Genomic DNA, 20,171 nt, shown 5'->3' on the forward strand with positions numbered 1-20,171 from the left:
CATTGAGCTCGGTGAGCAAGAATCCATTCAAAAAGGGATCACGCGGTTTTCTGTGCGGAACAAGGAACCCATGCCGAGTTGGCTAGAAACCGCAACGGTGACCATTCAAGTTCTGCTCTCAATTCACCAGTTCAGTGCGACACAAGTAACCCGCGCAAAGGTCACTCGCGAAGATCGTCCCACGCTCCTCGCGGTACAATAAACCTCCAATGCAGCACCCAAGGAGAATTCAATGAGTACATCCAACGCACCTTATGATCTCGTCGTCATCGGTGGTGGTTCAGGCGGAGTCGCCAGCGCCCGCCGTGCAGCCAGCTATGGTGCAAAAGTTGCCCTCATCGAATCCAGTCGCCTCGGTGGCACCTGCGTCATTCGTGGCTGTGTGCCCAAAAAACTCATGATGTATGCCGCACAGTTTGGTCAAACCCTGCGTGAAGGTTTGCAGCCTGGCTGGCAGGTCACGCAAGCCGAGTTTTCAATGGCGCAATGGCAAGCGGCCAAAGGCAAGGAAATCGACCGGCTTGAAGGCATCTACGCCCGCATGCTTGAAAACAGCGGGGTTGAAACCATTCGCGGCCATGGCGTCATCAAGTCCACCACAGAAGTTCACGTGGGTGAGCGGGTATTGAACACTCAGCGAATTTTGATTGCCAGTGGCGCAGCGCCCAATCGCAGCGCATTTCCCGGGCTCGAACTTGCTGCCACTTCCAATGAACTGCTCGATCTTTCTACGCTGCCAAAACGAGTCGGCGTGATCGGCGCAGGTTACATCGCACTCGAGTTTGCCTGTATTTTGCGTGGTCTCGGTTCTGAGGTGTCGGTGTTTTATCGCGGCGATTTGCCCTTGCGCGGGTTTGATGAAGGCATTCGAAATCGCTTGGTCACGGCCATGCAACTGCAAGGCATTCAATTGTTTCCCGACACAGATTTCAAATCGCTCAGCCAGCAAGGCGCCACGTTTGATTTGCAAACCGCAGCCGCAAATCATGCATTTGACTTTGTATTGAATGCCACTGGTCGCAGTCCCAACACGCAAGGTTTGGGACTTGAAAACATTGGCCTTCGAACAGGTCCTGCGGGTGAAATTGAAGTGAACAAGTACAGCCACACAGGAATCAAAGGCGTGTATGCGGTGGGCGATGTCACCAACCGCGTAAACCTCACACCCGTGGCCATTGCTGAAGGACGTGCCCTCGCGGAAAACGAATTCAATGGAAAAGACCTCACTGTTGACCACACCAGCGTCCCCACAGCCACCTTTACTTCGCCACCCATCGGAAGTGTTGGACTGACCGAGGAACAGGCGGCCAAGCGTGCGCCCACCCGTGTCTATGAAACCGAATTCACACCCATGAAAACCAAGTTCTCGGGCGGTGAGCAGAAAACCTACATGAAGCTGCTGGTAGACGACGCGAGCGACCGTGTGGTTGGCATTCACATGCTGGGCGAAGACTCGCCCGAGATGATTCAACTGCTGGGTGTGTTGTACACCATGGGCGCAAGCAAAGCCGATTTCGATCGCACCATTGCCGTTCACCCCAGCTCGGCCGAGGAGTGGGTGTTGTTGCGTGAATTGAGTCGCAAAGTCGGATAGACATCACTCGTTCACTACATGTGGTGATGGTGCTCAGGTTAGACCCATCGCCAACTTTAAATTCCGTTGCTAGAGTCCCCCATGGTTTTACCATTAGGGCCTCTGAGCAACGTGTCAGCTTCTCAATTTTTATCACTCCCAACAGCCTTCGCTGAAACAGAAGCACTGCTCGCACCTTCGTGGGCGGTTCCTTTTGTGCAGGGTGATTGCGGCCCCAATCTTGAATACGACAATGCGTTTCTTGAGCTGCAACAAGCAGCTTGCGGCAAACCGGAAAGTCAATTTGAAGCTGCAACACCGCCCGACTGGGGCGCTGTAGAAACAGGCGCACTGCAATTGCTGGCCCGCAGTCGGGACTTGCGCCTGGTGGTGTTGTGGGCCGAAGCCCGCTTGAACCTGGGAGGACTGCAAACCTTGCCAGAAAGTTTGGGTGCACTGGCCAGCCTGCTCGAGACAGCATGGGTTGTCGTTAATCCTCCTCTCGATGATGGCGATCCCTATGCCCGCATCAATGTCATCGAAGGGCTGGGCTTTGGCGGTACTTTCTTTCAGTCCCTGCGAAACTGCGTGGTGGTCGAAAATCCTCGAATCGGGGTCATCCGGCTGAAAGACTTCGAAGCACTGGCAGGCCATTTGCCAGGTACTGAATTATCCGTGTCACGCGAGCAAATCGAGTTGTTCTTTCGTTCGCCAGAAAGCAAGGCAGACGCCTTGCGTGCATGGGTGCTTCGCGGTCAGTTCAGCTTGAAAAAAATTCTCGCCACGCTGGCCTTGCATGTTGAAGCAGATCAACTGCCGCAACTTTCTGAATTCAGTGTGTTGCTGGGCCACGTGTTGTCCTGTCTGCCCGCACATCAAATGGAACAAATTCCCACGCCAGAACCACACAGTGCTTTGTGCGATTCAATCCACGATTCAAGCAAGCTGGGGCATTCAATTGCGCAGTTGCGCATTCATTCCCGTGCGCAGGCTTTGGCTGCCATTGATCAGGTGTGCTCCTACCTCGAGCAGGCTGAGCCCACCAACCCGGCGCAGCTTCTCCTGAAAAGGGCGCGCCGCCTGATCGACAAAAACTTCATGCAGTTGATGAAAGACCTTGCACCTGAGGCATTGGCCGAGGTGGCAAAAATCATGGGAGTCAATCCCGATTCTCTCGAGCAGGAAGATGCTTAAAGTCGCCCTGCATTTACCCATTCTTCTTACTTGCGAGATTGATCAATGAGCGGACAAAAATTTGTAGGGCGCAATCGCGCACCCCGCGTACAAATTGAATATGACGTTGAAGTGTACGGTTCACAGAAAAAAGTGCAGTTGCCCTTTGTCATGGGGGTTATGTCTGACCTGTCCGGCAAATCTGAAGTGCCTCTGGCACCTGTGGCCGAGCGTGACTTTCTGGAAGTTGATGTCGACAACTTCGATGCACGCATGAAAAGCATCAAGCCCCGAGTGGCTTTTCACGCCGCCAACCACCTCACCGGTGAAGGCAATGTCGCAGTCGACATCACGTTTGAATCCATGGACGACTTCAGCCCGGCTGCCATCGCGCGAAAAGTAGAGCCACTGCGCAAGTTGCTGGAAGCGCGCCAGCAACTGTCCAACCTTCTCACGTACATGGATGGCAAAAATGGCGCCGAGGAACTGCTGGCAAAACTGCTGGCCGACCCAGCCTTGCTTAAAAGCCTCTCCACCAGCGTCAAGCCTGCTGAATCAACCTCTCCTGAAGGTGAGTAATCATGTCTGAACAAATGCAAAACCGCGCGCTCGATGTGATCGAGCTTGAGGGCAATGAACTCTCTTTTCTTTTGCAAAAAGAGTTCAAGCCAAAAACCGATGAAGCCAGGTCTGAAGTGGAGTCGGCAGTACTCACCTTGGCTCGTCAGGCACTGGAAGGCGTGGAGTTGGTGGGCGACGATGTGGTTGACTCCATCGAGCGAATGATCGCCTCCATTGATCAAAAACTTTCTCTTCAAATCAATGAAATCATTCACCATGCCGATTTCCAGCAAATGGAAAGTGCCTGGCGTGGCCTGAATTACTTGGTGAACAACACGGAAACAGACGAGTTTTTGAAAATTCGTTTCATGAATGTATCCAAAACCGAGTTGGCCAAAACCTTGAAACGCTACAAGGGTGTGGCCTGGGATCAAAGCCCGGTATTCAAGAAAATTTATGAGCATGAATACGGCCAGTTTGGCGGTGAGCCTTATGGCTGCCTGATCGGCGATTATTATTTTGACCACTCTCCGCCCGATGTGGAAATGTTGGGTGAGCTGTCGAAAATCAGTGCGTCGGCACATGCGCCTTTTTTGTCGGCCGTGTCCCCCGCCACATTGCAAATGGATTCCTGGCAAGAACTTGCCAACCCGCGCGACCTCACCAAGATTTTTTCTACACCTGACTATGCAGCGTGGCGCAGCTTGCGCGAAGCAGACGACTCCAAATACCTGGGCCTGACCATGCCACGGTTTCTGGCTCGCCAACCCTACGGCGCAAAAACCAACCCGGTTGAAGAATTCGCTTTTGAAGAAGACACCGGTCTGGCCGACCACAGCCGCTACACCTGGGCCAACTCGGCCTATGCCATGGCTGTGAATATCAACCGTTCATTCAAGGAATATGGCTGGTGCTCGCGCATTCGCGGCATTGAATCGGGCGGTGCCGTACCCAACCTGCCCACCCACACATTTCCCACTGATGACGGTGGTGTGGACATGAAGTGCCCCACTGAAATTGCCATTTCCGATCGCCGTGAAGCCGAGCTCAGCAAGAGTGGGTTTCTGCCACTCATTCACAAAAAAAACAGCGATCTGGCTGCTTTCATTGGCGCACAGTCCGTGCACAAACCGGCTGAGTACGAGGATCCCGACGCAACAGCCAATGCCAAACTGGCTGCTCGCCTTCCTTACCTGTTTGCCACTTGCCGCTTTGCGCATTACCTGAAATGCATCGTTCGCGACAAGGTGGGCTCTTTCAAAGAGCGCGCCGACATGCAGCGCTGGTTGCAAGACTGGATCATGCAATACGTGGATGGTGACCCCGCAAACTCTTCCGAGGCGGTCAAAGCCTCACGCCCGCTGGCTGCCGCTGAAGTGGTTGTTGAAGAAATAGAGGGCAACCCAGGCATGTATGCGTCCCGATTCTATTTGCGCCCGCACTACCAGCTAGAGGGCCTCACCGTGTCTTTGCGTTTGGTCAGCAAGTTGCCATCCGCCAAAGCGTCTTAAAACTTGAATTATTAATCAACCAATTACAGAGGGAATCAAATGTCAGTAGACATGTTTTTGAAAATCAAGGGTGTGGATGGCGAATCCGTAGACAGCGTACATGCCAAGGAAATCGACATTGCCGCCTGGAGCTGGGGCATGTCCCAGTCTGGCACCACCCATGTGGGTCGTGGTGGTGGCGCAGGTAAGGTCAGTGTGCAAGACATCAGCTTTACCAAGTACATCGACAAGGCCACACCAAACCTGATTAAGGCATGTTGCAACGGCAAGCATTTTGATGAGGCCGTGCTGACTGTTCGCAAAGCAGGTGAAAAACCGCTGGAGTATGTTGTCTTGACCATGAAAGACGTCATTATCTCCAACGTCAGCCAGGGCGGTTCGGGCGGTGAAGACCGGTTAACAGAAACCGTGACCTTGAACTTTGCCGAGTTCAGCTATGTGTACGTGCCCCAGAAGAAAGACGGTGGCCCCGAGGGCAAGGTTGAGGCGACATTCAACATTGCAACCAACTCCGAGAAGTAATCGGAAAGCCGGGAAACACAATGTCGAAAGTTGATATGTTCCTGGCCCTGGATGGTTCCCGTCAGGGGGCCATTCAAGGGGAAAGCCAGGTCAGTGGTCATGTCGGTGAAATTGAAATCGCCGGTTGGTCGTGGGGCATGTCCCAGCAAGTTCATTCATCGTCGCAACTGGCGTCCAAAGCGTCGGTGCGCACATTGAGTGTACAAAAGTCGATCGACAGCTCGAGTACCGCCATCATGAGTGCCTTGAAGTCTGCTGAACTGCTGAGCAAAGTGGTGCTGACTTGTCGCGATCCCGGCGGCCTTGCCACCATTGATTACTTGCGCATTGTTTTGCGAAAGGCACGAATTTGTGATTATGAAATTACTGGTGGCGCAAACGATGGCCGGCAGGTGGGGGAGTCATTCTCGATTGCATTCAAAGAAATCGAGGTGCTGTATACCCCCAAGTCGGCAGCCAATTTAAAGGCGGGTGCCTGTACTTACATTGATGTGTATGAGTAAGTCTCGGGACGCCTTGCAACCTGCTTTGCTGGATCGACTTCAGGATGACGAGCCCTCAATTCAGACCGAATCTGCCCACAGTCGCTTCATCACCAAAGAAGCCCTGCGACATTTGGTGTTGCGCGATCTCGAACAACTGCTGAACGCAACCCGCGTTCTTGACAGCGAATCTCTTGAGGGCCAGGCGCACTTGAATGAGTCAGTACTGGCGTATGGCATGCCCCCGGTGGCTGGAAAAATTGCATCCATGATCGATGTGAAAGATTTTGAACACACCGTGGCCAATTTGATTCGCTGTTTCGAACCACGCATCGACGGCCATTCACTCAAAGTAACGGCACAAACCCAGCAGGGCTTGATGCATTTGCACAATGTAATTGGTCTGCGTATTTCCGGTTTGTTGTGGGCGCAGCCTTATCCAATCGAGTTGATGCTGCGCACCGACGTTGACCTTGAAACCGGCAAGGTGGTGTTGTTGCCGCTTTTCGGTTTCTGAGCAGCAGGCGTCAACTCAATATGGACCCGCGTTTACTTCAGTTTTATATCCAGGAACTTGCCCATGTGCGCGACAGCGGTGCCGAGTTCGCAGCGCGCTTTCCGAAAGTCGCTTCGCGTCTTGCAATGGACGCCACTGAGGTTCAAGATCCCTACGTCGAAAGGTTGCTTGAGGGTTTTGCGTTTCTCACGGCCCGTGTGCAGCTGCGGTTGAACGAGGAGTTTCCGCGTTTTACCGAGCAACTGCTAAACCGAATCAGTCCCAATTTTCTGGCCCCAGTGCCTGCCATGGGTGTGGTGCAACTCAATCTCAATCTCAACGATGTTGCCTTGAAAAAAGGCATTTCGCTTTCAGCCGGTACCGTGCTGCAAAGCCAGGTGGCCAAAGGCATCACCACCCCGTCCAAGTTCAAGGTAGGGCATGGTTTAACATTGTGGCCCTTGGCCATACGGGCCATTCAACACGGACCTTTCAAGGCCACGGCAAGGCGAATGCAAGGCGGCAAGCAGCCACGGTCCGCTTTGTTGGTCACGCTCGAGAATTCCACACAATCTGCGGTGTCACAACTGCCGGTGAATGAACTGGATTTTCATGTTAGTTGTGGTGATGAATACGCCTACACACTTTTTGAAAGGTTGTGTTATCAAACAGTCTCAGTCGGAATACGTTGCCCCGAGCAGACCGATTGGCAATGGTTGCCGCCAGCTTGTGTCGCGGCCTTGGGGTTCAATGATTCTCAGGCACTGCTTCCAGTCCATTCAAACCAGTTCAGTGGCATGCGTTTGCTGCAAGAGTTTTTCGCTTTGCCAGCCCGATTTCTTTTTTTTCGTGTTCAAGGCTTACAGCGCTTTCTGGCTGATTTCAAGCATTCCAGTTTTGAACTGGCGTTTTGTTTCGCTGAGCCCAATAGCGAGCTTGATCGAGTGGTTGCCATCGACTCATTGGCCTTGAATTGCACGCCCGTGGTCAATTTGTTTGAACTCAGTTGCGACCGCATCATGCTGGATGATCGTCTGCATGAGGTCTTGGTGCAGCCCAACCGCAGCAAGCCGCAAGACTTTGAAGTGCACTCAGTGCTGAGCGTGCAGGGGTATGGGCAAAACAAGGCGCAGGAACTGCCGGCCTTGTATGCCAATTGCACCAATACCGCTGAAAGTATTGATCGCGAAGGGCCTCAATTCGTACATCGCCGCGTCCCCACGTTGATGTCAGAAAAGCAGCTGCGGGAGGGCGCACGTTCGTCGTATTCAGGCAGTGATGTTTATCTCGGCTTGACCTTGCCCACTGGCGAGCTGATTCAAACACACGGGCTTGCGCAGCTTGCCGTGCAAGCTCTGTGTACCAATCGGGATTTGCCCCTGCTAATACCCGTGGGGCAAGGGTCCACTGACCTGGCCTGGCCGGGTAATTTGCCGGTTCAGTCTATTCGTTTTCTCCGCGGCCCCAGTCGTCCGAAGGCAGCCAGATATGGTGGGCAAAGCTGTTGGCAATTGATCGAGCATTTGTCCTTGAACTATCTTGGCCTGATCGATCAGGATGCACTCGCCTTGGGGCAGCTTTTGGCCTTGCATGCCGATCCAGCGCAACAAGCGCATCAACACATGGCCAGGGCTATTGTGGCGGTTGAGTCACAAACAAGGGTGTCGCGTGTGGTCCGACAGGGAAGGCCAGCTGTGGTGCGCGGCTTGCTGGTCACGCTCACTCTGGATGAACTGGCTTTGCAGGGCACGGGCGCCCTGGTGTTGGGCAGCATTTTGGCCTTCTATCTTGCAAACCATGTGTCGGTGAATTCATTTGTACAAACCCGGGTGCGCCTGAACAGCACCGGTGCGGAGTTTGATTTTCCTGCCAGGTCGGGTAACCGACCCTTGCTGTAGCCGGGCTTGTGCAAATGAGTATGCCAACACCGCCAGTTTCCAATTTCTTCGCTCTGTTGCGGAAAATTGAACAGTCGCATTCTGACAAACCGTTGCTCGGTACATCATTGCGTTTGCGAGATGACCCTGTCCGTTTGGGCCAGCGACCCTACCTTGACTTCGCCACGCAAGATTTCAAATGCGAAGCCACTATTCAGACTACCGGTTTGGGTACGATTCCGAAGCTGTTTATTCAGAACTTTGGTTTGTTGGGTCCCAATGGCGCCTTGCCACTGCATTACACAGAACATGCCTACACGCGGATTCATCAGTGGAATGACCCCACTTTCGCCGAGTTTCTGGATATCTTTCACCATCGGGCTTATTTGTTGTTTTACAGGGCATGGGCCGAGTCGCAACCTCACATTGCCTATCACCGCAAAACGTTCAATCCGTTTGCGCAACACTTGAACAGTTTGGTGGGGCATGGTGCATTATCCAGCTGGGGGCGCGAGGCCTTGCCCACCCATTTTCGTGCGGGTTTGGCTGCGCATTTTACCCGGCGAAGCAAAACACAAGCGGGCTTGGCCACAAGCCTGTCGGCCTTAACTAGCCTGCCCGTGGAAGTTTTGCCGTTTCAAGCGCAGTGGCTACAGCTGCACGCGCAGAGCAGTGATCAGTCGACAGGGCGGGCGCTTGGGCATGGCGCCATGCTTGGCAGCAGGGTGTGGTGCGCGCAAAGCAAAATAAAAATTGATATTGGCCCCATGGCCTACAGCGCTTACCAACAGTTACTGCCTGGCACACCAGGACGAACGCGCCTTGTGCAGGCCACCCATGCCTACCTGGGGCTTGAATTTGATTGTGAATTTGCACTTCAAATCAGCCCTGACAAAATTCCGCAAGCTTGCCTCAACGGCACAGCCCAGTTGGGGCGCAAGGCATGGCTGGGTGAACTACAGCTGCACAAACGCACCCAGCGGCCAGCAACCGTTCGCATGAAATGCCTTGCGGTTCCCACTCATTCTTCATTGTCCCGGAGTTCCGCATGAGCAATATCAGCCGTGTTTCGCTGTTTGCCAAATTAAATCCCATTGCATTCAAATCGGTTGAAGGCGCCACTGTGCTGTGCAAACTGCGAGGCAATCCCTATGTGCAATTGGTGCACTGGGTTGCGCAAATTCTTCAACAAGATGACAGCGACTGGCATCACATTCTTCGGCATTTTGAGCTGGATGCAAGTGCCGTACTTGCCGACGTGCAGCGCGCCCTTGAGCGTCAGCCTGGTGGAGCGCAGGGTATTTCTGATTTGTCAGAGTCCATCACCAATGCCGTGGAAAGGGCCTGGGTGTATGCCTCACTGATGTTTGGTGCACAGAATGTGCGCACTGGGCATGTGCTGGTGGCTTTGTTGAAAACTGATTTCCTGTCGCAGGAATTGCTGAAAATATCACCCCGCTTCAAACAGATTCCAGAAGCTGCGCTCAGTGAAAACTTTGCACAGCTGGTAGAACACTCGGCCGAGCAGTCTTTGTTGGGCACCGATGTGCCGCTCGGGGCCTTGCCAGGCCAAGCCAGTGGAGCCATGCCAGCAGCGCAGCTGGGCGGCGAGGCGGCTTTGATGCGCTACACCGTGGACCTGACACAAAAAGCGCGCCAAGGCGAAATCGACCCTGTGCGCGGGCGCGAACTGGAGGTGCGGCAAATCATTGACATTTTGCTTCGTCGTCGTCAAAACAACCCCTTGATTACCGGGGAAGCGGGCGTGGGTAAAACAGCGGTTGTTGAAGGATTTGCTTTGCAAGTGGTGGCTGGTCAAGTACCGCCTGCCTTGCAAGGGGTTCGAATTTTGAACCTCGATCTGGGTTTGTTGCAGGCCGGGGCATCGATGAAAGGAGAATTTGAGCAGCGGCTGCGCCAGGTGATTGATGAAATCCAGGCCAGCGAGCAAGGCACCATTTTGTTCATTGATGAAGTGCACACCTTGGTGGGGGCGGGCGGCAATCAGGGAACCGGTGATGCAGCCAATTTGCTCAAACCCGCTTTGGCGCGCGGCACGCTTCGAACCATTGGTGCCACCACCTGGGCCGAGTACAAAAAATACATTGAGAAAGACCCAGCACTCACACGGCGTTTTCAGGTGGTGCAAGTGGAAGAGCCCTCCGAGGTCAAGGGTATCGACATGCTACGCGGTTTGACTGCTGCCATGCAGGCACACCACCGGGTCTTTTTACTCGATGAAGCAGTGCAAGCTGCGGTGCGGCTATCGCATCGCTACATACCGGCACGGCAATTGCCCGACAAGGCAATCAGCCTGCTCGACACCGCTTGCGCACGCGTTGCAGTTTCCCAGCACGCGATGCCTGCACCGATCGAATTGATTCAAAACAAGCTACAAGCCTTGAGTACCGAACACGCCGCCTTACTCAAGGAATCCACTTTTGGGCGTGAGCATGCTGCACGGCTGACTGAAATTGAGTTGACGTCAAGCCAATTGAATTCGGATCTGGACCAGTTGCAATCGCAATGGCAACAGGAAAAGCGGATTCTGGATTCCATGCTCACCCTGCGCAATCAAATTGACCAGGCCAATACCGAATCCAATCTTGCACACCTTCAGTTGCTGGAGTGCGAGATCAAAGCGCTACAGGGCGAAACACCCTTGATTCACCCCCAGGTGGACGCCCAATGCGTGGCTGCAGTGGTGGCAGACTGGACGGGTATACCCGTGGGGCGCATGGTGCGCAATGAAATTGAAAATGTACTGAACCTGAACAACTCCTTGGGCGCGCGTATTGTGGGTCAACGCCATGCACTGGAAACCATTGCACGTCGAATACAAACTTCGCGGGCGGGTTTGGATGACCCGAACAAACCGGTGGGCGTGTTCATGCTGGCGGGTACCTCGGGCGTTGGTAAAACTGAAACCGCTTTGGCACTGGCTGAAAACTTGTACGGCGGTGAGCACAATGTGATCACCATTAACATGAGTGAATACCAAGAGGCACACACTGTGTCTTCGCTGAAAGGCGCGCCACCCGGTTATGTGGGGTACGGGGAGGGCGGTGTTTTGACCGAGGCTGTGCGCCGCAAACCCCACAGCGTGGTGCTGCTTGATGAGGTCGAGAAAGCCCACCCCGATGTGCATGAACTGTTTTTTCAGGTGTTTGACAAAGGCTGGATGGAAGACGGTGAGGGGCGTCGAATCGATTTTCGGAACACCTTGATTTTGTTGACCACGAATGTGGGCACGGCCGAATTGATGGCACATTGCAAAACAGGGCTGCGCACTGGCGACATGCCCCACCCCGAGGAACTTGTCCGTGTTTTGCGTGCGCCCATGTTGCGGGTGTTTCCACCGGCCTTGCTGGGGCGGCTGGAGGTGGTGCCGTATTACCCGCTTTCCAGCGACATGCTGGCCAATATTGTTCGCTTGCAGCTCAACCGTATTCAGCAACGCATTGCCAGCACTCACCAAATTGCTGTTCACATTGATCCCTCTGTCATTGATCGTATTGTGGCCCGTTGCAACGAGGCTGACTCGGGCGGGCGGATGGTGGGCACAATTCTTGGCAATACCTTGCTGCCCACAGTCAGTCGTCAATTGTTGCAGGCCACCCTGTTGGGCCAACCAGTCACTACATTGAGTATCGGCACCGATGGTCAGGAATTCACGTATCACTACGACTAAGTTGCCGAAATCATTGGGCCGGCGAAGTGCATTGCAAATCTTGTTGCGCGGAGTGGGTCTATTGCCAATTGCGCCACTTTTTTTTCGACCACAAGCTGCGCAGGCTGCGCCTTATACTCACCGGCTGGCTTTGCTGATCGGCAATGGCGATTACCCTGTGCCGCACGATCTGCCGCCCATTCACAAAAACGTGATGGATCTTGGTGAGGCTTTGGCCTTTCGTGGTTTCGATGTAACCCAGGCCATGAACCTCGATGAAAACAGTCTGCAAAGCACAGTGGAGGGATTTGTAAAAAGGGTGGCGCAAGCACCCCCCAATGCGGTCACTTTGTTTTATTACGCTGGCCATGGTTTGCAGGTGGAATCCAACAATTTGCTTTTGGGGTCGGGGGCCAACCCCACGGCACCTCGCCGTGATCTGTTGGCACGTTCCCTGGTGCTTCAGCAAAAGTTGCTGGCCGCCTTGCCGGCCAGGCCTCAGGCCTTGAACATCACCGTGATTGATGCATGCAGAACCGATCTGCGCAATGCCTTGGGCGATGGTGAGGGCTTGAATCAGGTGGAAGCGCCCTTGGGCAGCCTGGTGTGTTTTTCAACTGGTGCGGGCAAGCCAGCGGTGTCGCCGGCCAGTGCGGATCAAAACACTTTTTACACCGGTGCCTTGGTGAAACTGCTTCGGGAGTCGGCCAGCCATATTACTTTCAACGACCTGTTTCGAATGGTGAAGGCAGAAGTAGAGAGCACCATGCTGAATCACCCGCTTGCAGCAATTCGACGTTTGGCTCAAATCCCTTTCATTGCAGACAACACCCGAGTGCAGGTTCCGCTGGTGGTGCCTGTGCCTGCGCTGGCAGGTGCATCTGCGCCTCAGTCCATGTCACCCCAAGAGGAGGTTGACTGGCTGGCCATTCAATCCGCGCAGTGGCCCCTTGACCTGATTCGCTTGTGCCAGTCTTTCTTGAAGTTGTATCCAGACAGCATTCAGGCGCGATCAGTGATGGTTTATCTAACCGGAGCCCAACAGGCCTTGAGCGTGCTGCGCCACAAAGAAGTCAAGTTGTTCAAAACCAGTTTTGTTCTGCCCCAGCCTTTGCCACCTCAGCAGCACGAGCACGGAAACACTGATCTGGTTCGCGCTGCGCGTGGGGACAAAGACGCAGCCGCCCGCATTGCACGTTTGCATCGGGAGTTGGGTACCCAGCAAAGCCAGCTACGCTATGTGGGTTGGTTGCAGTATGCAGGTGGGTTGGGCAATGGCATTGCATGCTACGAGCTTGCACTGTACTACCGAGAGGTGGCGCAGCCTCTGTTGGCCGCTCAAGCCGAGGCGCAGGCCCGGCAGTTGGGTTATTCGCCGCCCCGTGCTTTGGGGCATGCACGTAAATAGGCGGGCCTTTCCGGCTTATTTTGAGGTTTCAATTGCCTTACAAAGATTCACAATGTTTGTAAGTGAAAAAGGAACCTGAAAATGATCCGCCCCGTTTTTAACTGGATTGCCCTGGCCTTGTCTGCAGGTTTGCTCATGGCCTGCAACCCCCGCACACATTTAACCGAAGACAACTTGCTTAAAGGCGCAAGGGCCGAAACCTTTATTTTGAGCCATGGTGCCCTGTGTGCGCGTTTGCCCAGCCCGGAAGCGATTGAGCAGTATGCCCGCGACCAGGTGCCAGCCAACAGCGCGGTGGCCCGTGAGGTCAAGGCTTGGGACTTGTCGGGCTTGCTGGATATTTTTCAAACCCGCGATGGTCGCTGGGTGATCATGCCCTCCAGTGGATTGAAGAAACTGGAAGGTGTGCACTTCAGACAAGGTCCGCAGGGTGACAACGAGGCCTTGTGTTTTGGTCGTTTGTGGGTCGAGAAGACAGTCGACTACATTCAGAACAAGCCCTTTGGTCAGGAAGACGCGGTTTCTGCCCGTTTTGAGGCCAGCTTGAAAGACGCACACATGTTGAATCATTTCAAGAACCTGAAGGTGGAGTCGTTCGATCCTTCGGTGTTTACCTTGAGTACCGGCACTGCGGTGGCCGGTACATTGCAACCCAGTTTTGTCATCGAAATGGCACTTCGCCCCACTCACACAGGTTGGTACCTGGCCAAGAACGGGGCGAACTAGGCGAGCAAAACCGGGTATTAGCCCAGCGCTTTGACAATGGCATCACCCAGGGTTTTGGTGGTGCCTTTGCCTTTCAGGTCACCGGTCAATACCGTGGGGTCGCCGCTTTCCAGTACCTTCTCAATAGCAGCCAGAATGCTGTCGTGTGCCTGTTGGTAGGAGTTCTGTCGGCCTGCCGCAACTACCGCAGGGCTGTTGCCCAAAAACTGAATCATCAGGGCAGCAGACCAAATCATGGCGATTGGGTTGGCAATGCCTTTGCCGGCAATGTCGGGTGCCGAGCCATGCACGGGTTCAAACAGCGACGGAAATGTGCGGTCTGGGTTCAGGTTGGCCGAGGGAGCCAGGCCAATGGTGCCGGTGCAGGCTGGCCCCAAGTCGCTGAGAATGTCGCCGAACAAGTTGCTGGCCACCACCACATCAAAGCGCTCAGGTTGCATCACGAACCGGGCGGCCAGAATGTCCACGTGTTGTTTGTCGTAGGTCACTTCAGGATAGCCTTGAGCCATGTTGTCCACGCGCTCGTCCCAGTAGGGCATGCTGATGGCAATACCGTTGCTCTTGGTGGCAGCGGTCAGCTTTTTGCGAGGCCGGTTTTGGGCCATTTCGAATGCAAACTTCAACACCCGGTCTACACCGTGGCGGGTGAATACACTTTCCTGAAGCACAATTTCACGGTCAGTGCCCTCAAACATGCGGCCGCCCACGGCCGAATATTCGCCTTCAGTATTTTCACGCACCACCACAAAGTCGATATCACCCGGCTTTTTGTTGGCCAAGGGGCAGGGTGCGCCTGGCAGCAGTTTAACGGGGCGCAGGTTCACGTACTGGTCGAATTCACGGCGGTAGCGCAGCAGCGAGCCCCACAGGGAAATGTGGTCGGGTACAAGGTGGGGCATGCCCACTGCGCCAAACAAAATGGCCTCGCAGGCTTCCAGCTGGGGCTTCCAGTCCTCGGGCATCATGGTGCCGTGTTCGAGATAGTAATTGCAGTGCGCCCAGTCTTTGTGGTGTAACTCCAGCGTGATGCCATGGGTTTTTTCAGCCCAAGCCAGCACCTTCAGCGCTTCTGGCATAATTTCCTGACCGATACCGTCGCCGGGAATAATTGCGATGGAGTGTTTCACAGCGGTGTCCTTGTTTGAATTCACGGAAGCCCCAAAGGCTACCTGAAGGACAATTGGGCAACCAGTGTGGGAATCCCCGATGGAGTCAGATTGAGCCGCAGTAAAAACAAAACCCCCGCACCTGCCAAAACACCGAATGGCAAAACCGATTTTTCAGCACCAGGTGCCAAGGTACGCATTGACAAATGGTTGTGGGCTGCCCGTTTTTTCAAAACCCGTTCGCTGGCCACCGAGGTGGTGGAAGGCGGCAAGGTGAAGTGCAACGATGAACGTGTGAAGCCCGCTTACGGGGTGCAGGTGGGCGATGTGCTCACAGTGCCTGTGGGGTGGGACGACATGGTGCTGGTGGTGAAAGGTTTGGGCGACAAGCGCGGCAGCGCCACCATTGCGCAAGGCCTTTATGAAGAAACCATGGAAAGTGCGAAAAAGCGTGCTGAACGCGCGGCAAACCGCAAGTTGATGAAAGACCCCGCTCTGGAGATCAAGGCGCGGCCAACCAAGCGAGACCGCCGTGTGATGGACGACTTCAAATGGGGTGACGAATAAGCTCGGTGATGCAGCTTGGCTGCTTAAACTTTTTCAGCCAGTGATTTTTCAATCAGTTGGTGCAAGGCTGCGAAATCGGGTTCGCCCACATAGGTTTTGATGATCTCGCCTTTGCGATTGATCACATAGGTGGTCGGCGTAATTTTGACATCATCAAATGCTTTGGCAATATTGCCGTTCACATCCAGCGCAACGTCGAAGGGCAACTTGCGGGTTTCTGCAAAATTCACCACGTAATCGGGGCGGTCGTAGCTCATGGCCACGGCAATGGTTCTAAAGCCCTGGTCTTTGAACTTGTTGTGGGTGTCGACAATGTCTGGCATTTCTTTCACGCAAGTGGTGCAACTGGTCGCCCAAAAATTCACCAGCATGACCTGGCCCTGGTAATCGGCGGGTGTAATGGTTTGGCCTTGAATGGTGACGTAATCCACTTGCGGTGCTTTGTCGCCCCCGCAGGCGGCCAGCATGCTGACCACTGCAAGGGTTGAAAACAGGGTGAGAAATTTTTTGATCATTGCCGGTTTTTTCTGTGTAACTGATTAACGCGGACCGTTTTCCACGGGCGCACTTCCATTGTTTGGAGTGGCCGACAGGCGTGAAAGTTCAGCCTCGGAAATCAATTCAAGCACCTTGACCACCTTCACCACGCCAGGTACGCCCGCCGCAATGGAGGCTGCACGGTTGGCTTCACGCTCGGTGACCAGGCCCATCAAATACACCACACCAGCCTCGGTGGTGACTTTGAATGAGTTGGCGAAAATGTCTTGCGCATCCAGCAGGGAGGCTTTCACTTTGCCGGTGATGAATGCGTCGTTGGAGCGTGCTGACAGTGAGCTTTTGAAACCCACTTGAATGTCGTTCACGATCAGGCGAATGTTGGGCAGGGTGGCCACACGGGCTTCCACGTTGCGCACGGTGGTTTCGTCAGGCGCTTCACCGGTCAGAAGAATTTGTCGGTTGTACACAGTGGCGTTCACGTGGACGTTTTCGCCAAAGCTTTCGCGAATGGCACTTTCAGCCTTGACCTGCAAGGTGCGATCTTCGACTTGGGTGCCCACGGTTCGACGGTCAGCGGCGGCCAGCGAACCCGCGGTGATGCCTGCCACTGCGCCAGCAAAACAGCCGCCCAACAGCGGTGCTGCAAGTGAGGCGACCAGTACTGCGCTGATGGCGGAAGACCGGGTGCGGGCGAAAAACAGGGGTTTACGACTCATTTTCTTCTTCTCCAAGTAGGCTTAGGTCGATGCCATCGCAAATGCAATGGATCGCCAACAAATGTATTTCCTGAATGCGGGCGGTGCGGTTGTGTGGCACGCACACATGCACATCGCCTTCTTTCAGCTGGTGCACCATTTGGCCGCCGCCCTTGCCCGTGAGTGCAACAATGGTCATGTCGCGGGCGTGTGCGGCTTCAATGGCCAGTTGCACGTTTTTCGAGTTGCCGCTGGTTGAAATGGCCAGCAGCACGTCACCAGGCTGGCCAATGGCCGCCACCTGCTTTGAAAAAATTTCATTGAAACTGTAATCGTTGCCAATCGCAGTGATGGCCGATGAATCGGTGGTCAATGCAATGGCAGCCAGTCCTGGGCGTTCACGTTCGAAACGGCCTACCAATTCAGCCGCAAAGTGTTGGCAGTCGCCTGCCGAGCCACCGTTGCCGCAGGCCAGCACCTTGCCACCATTGGTGAGCGCATTCACCATCAGCTCGATTGCCTCGGAAATGGGGCCTGCCAGTTCTTCGGTGGCGGCCTGTTTGGCGGCAATGCTTTCGTCAAATTGTTGGGTAATGCGTGTGATCAAGTCCATGGCGCAGGCCTTCTGGCAGTTATCTCGAGCCTTCTATTATAGGTGACCCCGTTGCAGGCGATTTGCATGGCGCAGCGGTTTGATTCCGCTTTAGTTGCTGATTTGCCACGCATTTTGCACCCACTGGGGTTCAGTGCCGTTTTCCAGTGCGACCACATCAAAACGCAGGTGCGTGAACTTGCGTTGACCCTGCTGCACCCACCACAGCTTTGCGCAACGCGACACGCGGGATTGTTTGTGGGCGGAAATACTCTCCAGCGCACTGCCATGGCGGCTGTTGTTGCGAAGCCGAACTTCCACAACGACTGCGGTGTTGCCATGCGCCATGATTAAATCAATTTCACCGCAGCGGCACCGGTGGTTTCGGGCCACCAGGATTAATCCGTGTTGTTCCAGCAAGCGCAAGGCTTGGGTTTCGGCCAGTTGCCCTTCCGCCAGCAAGGCAAGTTTGTGTGTGGGAGGTGTTTTGTGGGTGGTGTCGGCTTTTTCTTTGGGGGCTAGCCATGGAATTTTGGCCTTTGGTGATCGCAATTTGCGCGTGACCCATGGAATGCCGGACAATTCAGGAACTTTGGACTTGGATTTGAGCGCCATGCAGAACGCCGGTGAGGGGAATGGAGTGAATGATGCTGTGAATTCTGACGTGAGGGCTGGAACAAGGCGAGAACCATCCCTCTATGTGGTGGCAACTCCCATCGGCAATATGGGTGATCTCAGTCTTCGGGCCCGGTCCGTGCTGGAACAGGTGGATCGAATTGCGGCTGAAGACACCCGCAACACCGCTCGTATGCTGGATGCCTTGGGCATCAAGAAGCCTTTGATGGCGCATCATGCCCACAATGAACGGGAGAGTGCACAGGGTGTGCTGGCCTGTTTGCAACGGGGCGAATCGGTGGCTTTGGTGAGCGATGCCGGCACGCCGGCTGTGTCGGATCCAGGCGCGGTGGTGGTTCGTTGTGTGGCCGAGGCCGGTTTTACTGTGGTACCGGTTCCGGGTGCGAGCAGTGTGTTGGCGCTGGTGGCCGCTAGCGGGCTTGTGGATGGTGCTTTCACTTTCCGTGGTTTTTTGCCCGCCAAAGGGAAGAGCCGCCTGGATGATTTAAAGAAATGGCTGGCGTGCCCTGAGCCCCAAGTGGTGTTTGAGGCACCGCATCGAGTCATTCAACTGGTTGATGACCTTGAAAGCCTGGGTATGGGCGAGCGCGCGATGTGCGCTGGGCGAGAGATGACCAAACAGTTCGAAACCTTCTACCGGGGCAGGGGTGAGCAGGTGTTTGAGTTGGTGCGGCAAGACACCAACGCCGAACGCGGCGAATGGGCGTGGGTAATCGGCGGCAACCAAGTTTCGGACAGTGATGCGGAAACTGCGCAGGCCAGCGCAGATTTGGACACCTGGCTTGCCTTGCTGTTGGCTGAATTGCCCCTGAAAACTGCAGTGGCGCTGGTGGTGAAAGCCACGGGGATGGCCAAAAACACGGTGTACGACCGTGCGCTGGCCTTGAAAAGCGGGCAGCAATAAAAAAGCCAGCCCGAAGGCTGGCTAAACCACTGTGTAGTATCAAGAACTGCTTTTGCCTATCAGTGCCTGCAAATCAGGCTGGCAGGGGCAAGCCGGCTTCAGGCACTTCAAGGCCACTGATGCTGATCGAGGCTGAAATTGGCAAGCCTTCTGGCAAGGCCAGAGTCAAGGTGCCATCTTCAAAACTGATGGGGCTGGATGGCAGACCGCCACCAGTATCTCCACCGGGCAGGCTGGGCAAACCGCCGCCGAGCAAGCCGGTCAACGAGTCCAGGCCAGGAATGGCATCCAGGCCGGGAATTGCGTCCAAACCAGGCAGGGCTGGTGCTTCTGGCAAGCCACCACTGAGCAGGTCAGTCAGCGAGTCCAAACCAGGCAGGCCGTCTGTTGGAATTGGCAGTGCATCCAGACCAGGAATTGCGTCCAGACCGGGCAGGGCCGGGGCTTCTGGCAGACCGCCGCTGAGCAGGTCTGTGAGTGTGTCCAGGCTGGGGGCGCCGTCGGTTGGCAGTGGCAGTGCATCCAGCCCGGGAATGGCATCAAGACCTGGAATTGCTGGTGCCTCAGGCAGGCCGCCTGTCAGCAGGTCAGTGATCGCATCTGGGCTTGCAGGCAGCATGTCCAAGCCGGGAATTGAGTCCAAGCCAGGAATGCCGGCTGGAGGGGTGGGCAAGCCACCACTAAGCAGACCAGTCAGCGAGTCCAGTCCGGGCAGACTGTCTGTCGGAATGGGCAATGCGTCCAAACCGGGGATGGCGTCCAAGCCAGGCAGTTCGGGGGCTGCTGGCAGTGAGCCAGCAAAGGTGTCCAATACGCCAGCCAGAATTTCGCCAGCTACTGGTACGGCACTGATGCCGTTCTTCAATTCGTCTAGGGCCATGCTTTCTCCGTCATTTGAAATGATTAAAAATAGTTATTAGTTTTCTGTAGGCAATCTGCGTTGATTTCGTAATAACAACAGAGATTGATTAATCATCGCAATTCGCACATTACTTACAAACGATGAGTAAAAAACTCACTTTTATGTGATCTTCTTGGGATAAGTTGATGATTTCTAATAAAAATTGAACTAGGTGAAATATTTGTGGCGGGAAATTGATGACAAAACTGTGATGGCGGGGGGTTTACGTCACCCGAAGGTGACTTGGGAGCTGAACTTGAAGGGTCACCGCTG

21 protein-coding genes are annotated in these 20,171 nt (G+C 54.6%); 15 read left to right on the plus strand and 6 right to left on the minus strand.

Features of this window, described 5'->3' with window-relative positions:
• From B4N58_RS12080 to B4N58_RS12140, 13 genes are all read left to right on the plus strand, one after another.
• Positions 1-202 (plus strand): hypothetical protein (locus B4N58_RS12080; protein WP_291749710.1); only part of this gene is annotated, 202 nt, incomplete at its 5' end.
• A 30-nt stretch (positions 203-232) separates the two neighbouring features.
• Positions 233-1,594, plus strand: coding sequence for a glutathione-disulfide reductase (gene gorA / locus B4N58_RS12085; protein ID WP_291749714.1), 1,362 nt, complete (start codon positions 233-235; stop codon positions 1,592-1,594).
• Between the two features lie 111 nt (positions 1,595-1,705).
• The gene (locus tag B4N58_RS12090) at positions 1,706-2,767 is read left to right on the plus strand and encodes an ImpA family type VI secretion system protein (protein ID WP_291749717.1); all 1,062 of its coding nucleotides are present in this window, start codon (positions 1,706-1,708) and stop codon (positions 2,765-2,767) included.
• 45 nt (positions 2,768-2,812) lie between these two features.
• Positions 2,813-3,325 (plus strand): type VI secretion system contractile sheath small subunit, encoded by a 513-nt coding sequence (gene tssB / locus B4N58_RS12095; RefSeq protein WP_008247414.1) that lies wholly within the window; start codon positions 2,813-2,815, stop codon positions 3,323-3,325.
• A 2-nt stretch (positions 3,326-3,327) separates the two neighbouring features.
• A complete protein-coding gene (tssC, locus tag B4N58_RS12100; protein ID WP_291749719.1) occupies positions 3,328-4,818 on the plus strand; it encodes a type VI secretion system contractile sheath large subunit in 1,491 nt (496 codons plus the stop codon).
• Between the two features lie 39 nt (positions 4,819-4,857).
• Positions 4,858-5,340, plus strand: a complete 483-nt coding sequence (locus B4N58_RS12105) for an Hcp family type VI secretion system effector (protein ID WP_040512037.1) — start codon at positions 4,858-4,860, stop codon at positions 5,338-5,340.
• A 20-nt stretch (positions 5,341-5,360) separates the two neighbouring features.
• Positions 5,361-5,843 carry an Hcp family type VI secretion system effector gene (locus B4N58_RS12110; RefSeq protein ID WP_008247419.1) on the plus strand — a complete coding sequence of 161 codons (483 nt, stop codon included), beginning with the start codon at positions 5,361-5,363 and terminating at the stop codon, positions 5,841-5,843.
• On the plus strand, positions 5,836-6,339 hold the full coding sequence (gene tssE / locus B4N58_RS12115) for a type VI secretion system baseplate subunit TssE (RefSeq protein ID WP_291749724.1): 504 nt from the start codon (positions 5,836-5,838) through the stop codon (positions 6,337-6,339). Before B4N58_RS12110 ends, tssE begins: the two co-directional genes overlap by 8 nt.
• Positions 6,340-6,359: 20 nt before the next feature.
• Positions 6,360-8,216 carry a type VI secretion system baseplate subunit TssF gene (gene tssF / locus B4N58_RS12120; protein ID WP_291749727.1) on the plus strand — a complete coding sequence of 619 codons (1,857 nt, stop codon included), beginning with the start codon at positions 6,360-6,362 and terminating at the stop codon, positions 8,214-8,216.
• A 14-nt stretch (positions 8,217-8,230) separates the two neighbouring features.
• Positions 8,231-9,247, plus strand: a complete 1,017-nt coding sequence (tssG, locus tag B4N58_RS12125) for a type VI secretion system baseplate subunit TssG (RefSeq protein WP_291749730.1) — start codon at positions 8,231-8,233, stop codon at positions 9,245-9,247.
• The gene (gene tssH, locus B4N58_RS12130) at positions 9,244-11,886 is read left to right on the plus strand and encodes a type VI secretion system ATPase TssH (RefSeq protein WP_291749734.1); all 2,643 of its coding nucleotides are present in this window, start codon (positions 9,244-9,246) and stop codon (positions 11,884-11,886) included. Before tssG ends, tssH begins: the two co-directional genes overlap by 4 nt.
• Before the next feature lie 31 nt (positions 11,887-11,917).
• Positions 11,918-13,273, plus strand: coding sequence for a caspase family protein (locus tag B4N58_RS12135; RefSeq protein ID WP_291749737.1), 1,356 nt, complete (start codon positions 11,918-11,920; stop codon positions 13,271-13,273).
• 81 nt (positions 13,274-13,354) lie between these two features.
• On the plus strand, positions 13,355-13,999 hold the full coding sequence (locus B4N58_RS12140; RefSeq protein ID WP_008247431.1) for a hypothetical protein: 645 nt from the start codon (positions 13,355-13,357) through the stop codon (positions 13,997-13,999).
• A 17-nt stretch (positions 14,000-14,016) separates the two neighbouring features.
• Here B4N58_RS12140 and B4N58_RS12145 read toward each other — a convergent pair whose 3' ends face one another.
• Positions 14,017-15,150, minus strand: a complete 1,134-nt coding sequence (locus B4N58_RS12145) for a tartrate dehydrogenase (protein ID WP_291749742.1) — start codon at positions 15,148-15,150, stop codon at positions 14,017-14,019.
• A gap of 66 nt (positions 15,151-15,216) precedes the next feature.
• Between B4N58_RS12145 and B4N58_RS12150 the strand changes: the two genes are divergently transcribed.
• Positions 15,217-15,672, plus strand: coding sequence for an RNA-binding S4 domain-containing protein (locus B4N58_RS12150; protein WP_291749744.1), 456 nt, complete (start codon positions 15,217-15,219; stop codon positions 15,670-15,672).
• 23 nt (positions 15,673-15,695) lie between these two features.
• On the opposite strand, the gene B4N58_RS12155 is transcribed toward B4N58_RS12150, so the two are convergent.
• From B4N58_RS12155 to B4N58_RS12170, 4 genes are all read right to left on the minus strand, one after another.
• Entirely contained in the window at positions 15,696-16,187 is a 492-nt protein-coding gene (locus B4N58_RS12155) for a peroxiredoxin family protein (protein WP_008247437.1), read from the minus strand.
• Positions 16,188-16,211: 24 nt separating this feature from the next.
• On the minus strand, positions 16,212-16,886 hold the full coding sequence (locus B4N58_RS12160) for a BON domain-containing protein (RefSeq protein WP_291749747.1): 675 nt from the start codon (positions 16,884-16,886) through the stop codon (positions 16,212-16,214).
• A complete protein-coding gene (locus tag B4N58_RS12165; RefSeq protein WP_008247441.1) occupies positions 16,876-17,478 on the minus strand; it encodes a phosphoheptose isomerase in 603 nt (200 codons plus the stop codon). The genes B4N58_RS12160 and B4N58_RS12165 overlap by 11 nt, the downstream gene beginning before the upstream one ends.
• A gap of 90 nt (positions 17,479-17,568) precedes the next feature.
• Positions 17,569-18,072 carry a YraN family protein gene (locus tag B4N58_RS12170; protein WP_291749750.1) on the minus strand — a complete coding sequence of 168 codons (504 nt, stop codon included), beginning with the start codon at positions 18,070-18,072 and terminating at the stop codon, positions 17,569-17,571.
• 37 nt (positions 18,073-18,109) lie between these two features.
• Between B4N58_RS12170 and rsmI the strand changes: the two genes are divergently transcribed.
• Positions 18,110-18,997 carry a 16S rRNA (cytidine(1402)-2'-O)-methyltransferase gene (rsmI, locus tag B4N58_RS12175; protein ID WP_291749753.1) on the plus strand — a complete coding sequence of 296 codons (888 nt, stop codon included), beginning with the start codon at positions 18,110-18,112 and terminating at the stop codon, positions 18,995-18,997.
• Positions 18,998-19,070: 73 nt separating this feature from the next.
• Here rsmI and B4N58_RS12180 read toward each other — a convergent pair whose 3' ends face one another.
• A complete protein-coding gene (locus tag B4N58_RS12180) occupies positions 19,071-19,877 on the minus strand; it encodes a hypothetical protein (RefSeq protein WP_291749755.1) in 807 nt (268 codons plus the stop codon).
• Positions 19,878-20,171: the final 294 nt, after the last annotated feature.

Origin of the sequence: Limnobacter sp. UBA3528, assembly GCF_002377005.1 — a bacterium.
Lineage (GTDB): Bacteria > Pseudomonadota > Gammaproteobacteria > Burkholderiales > Burkholderiaceae_B > Limnobacter.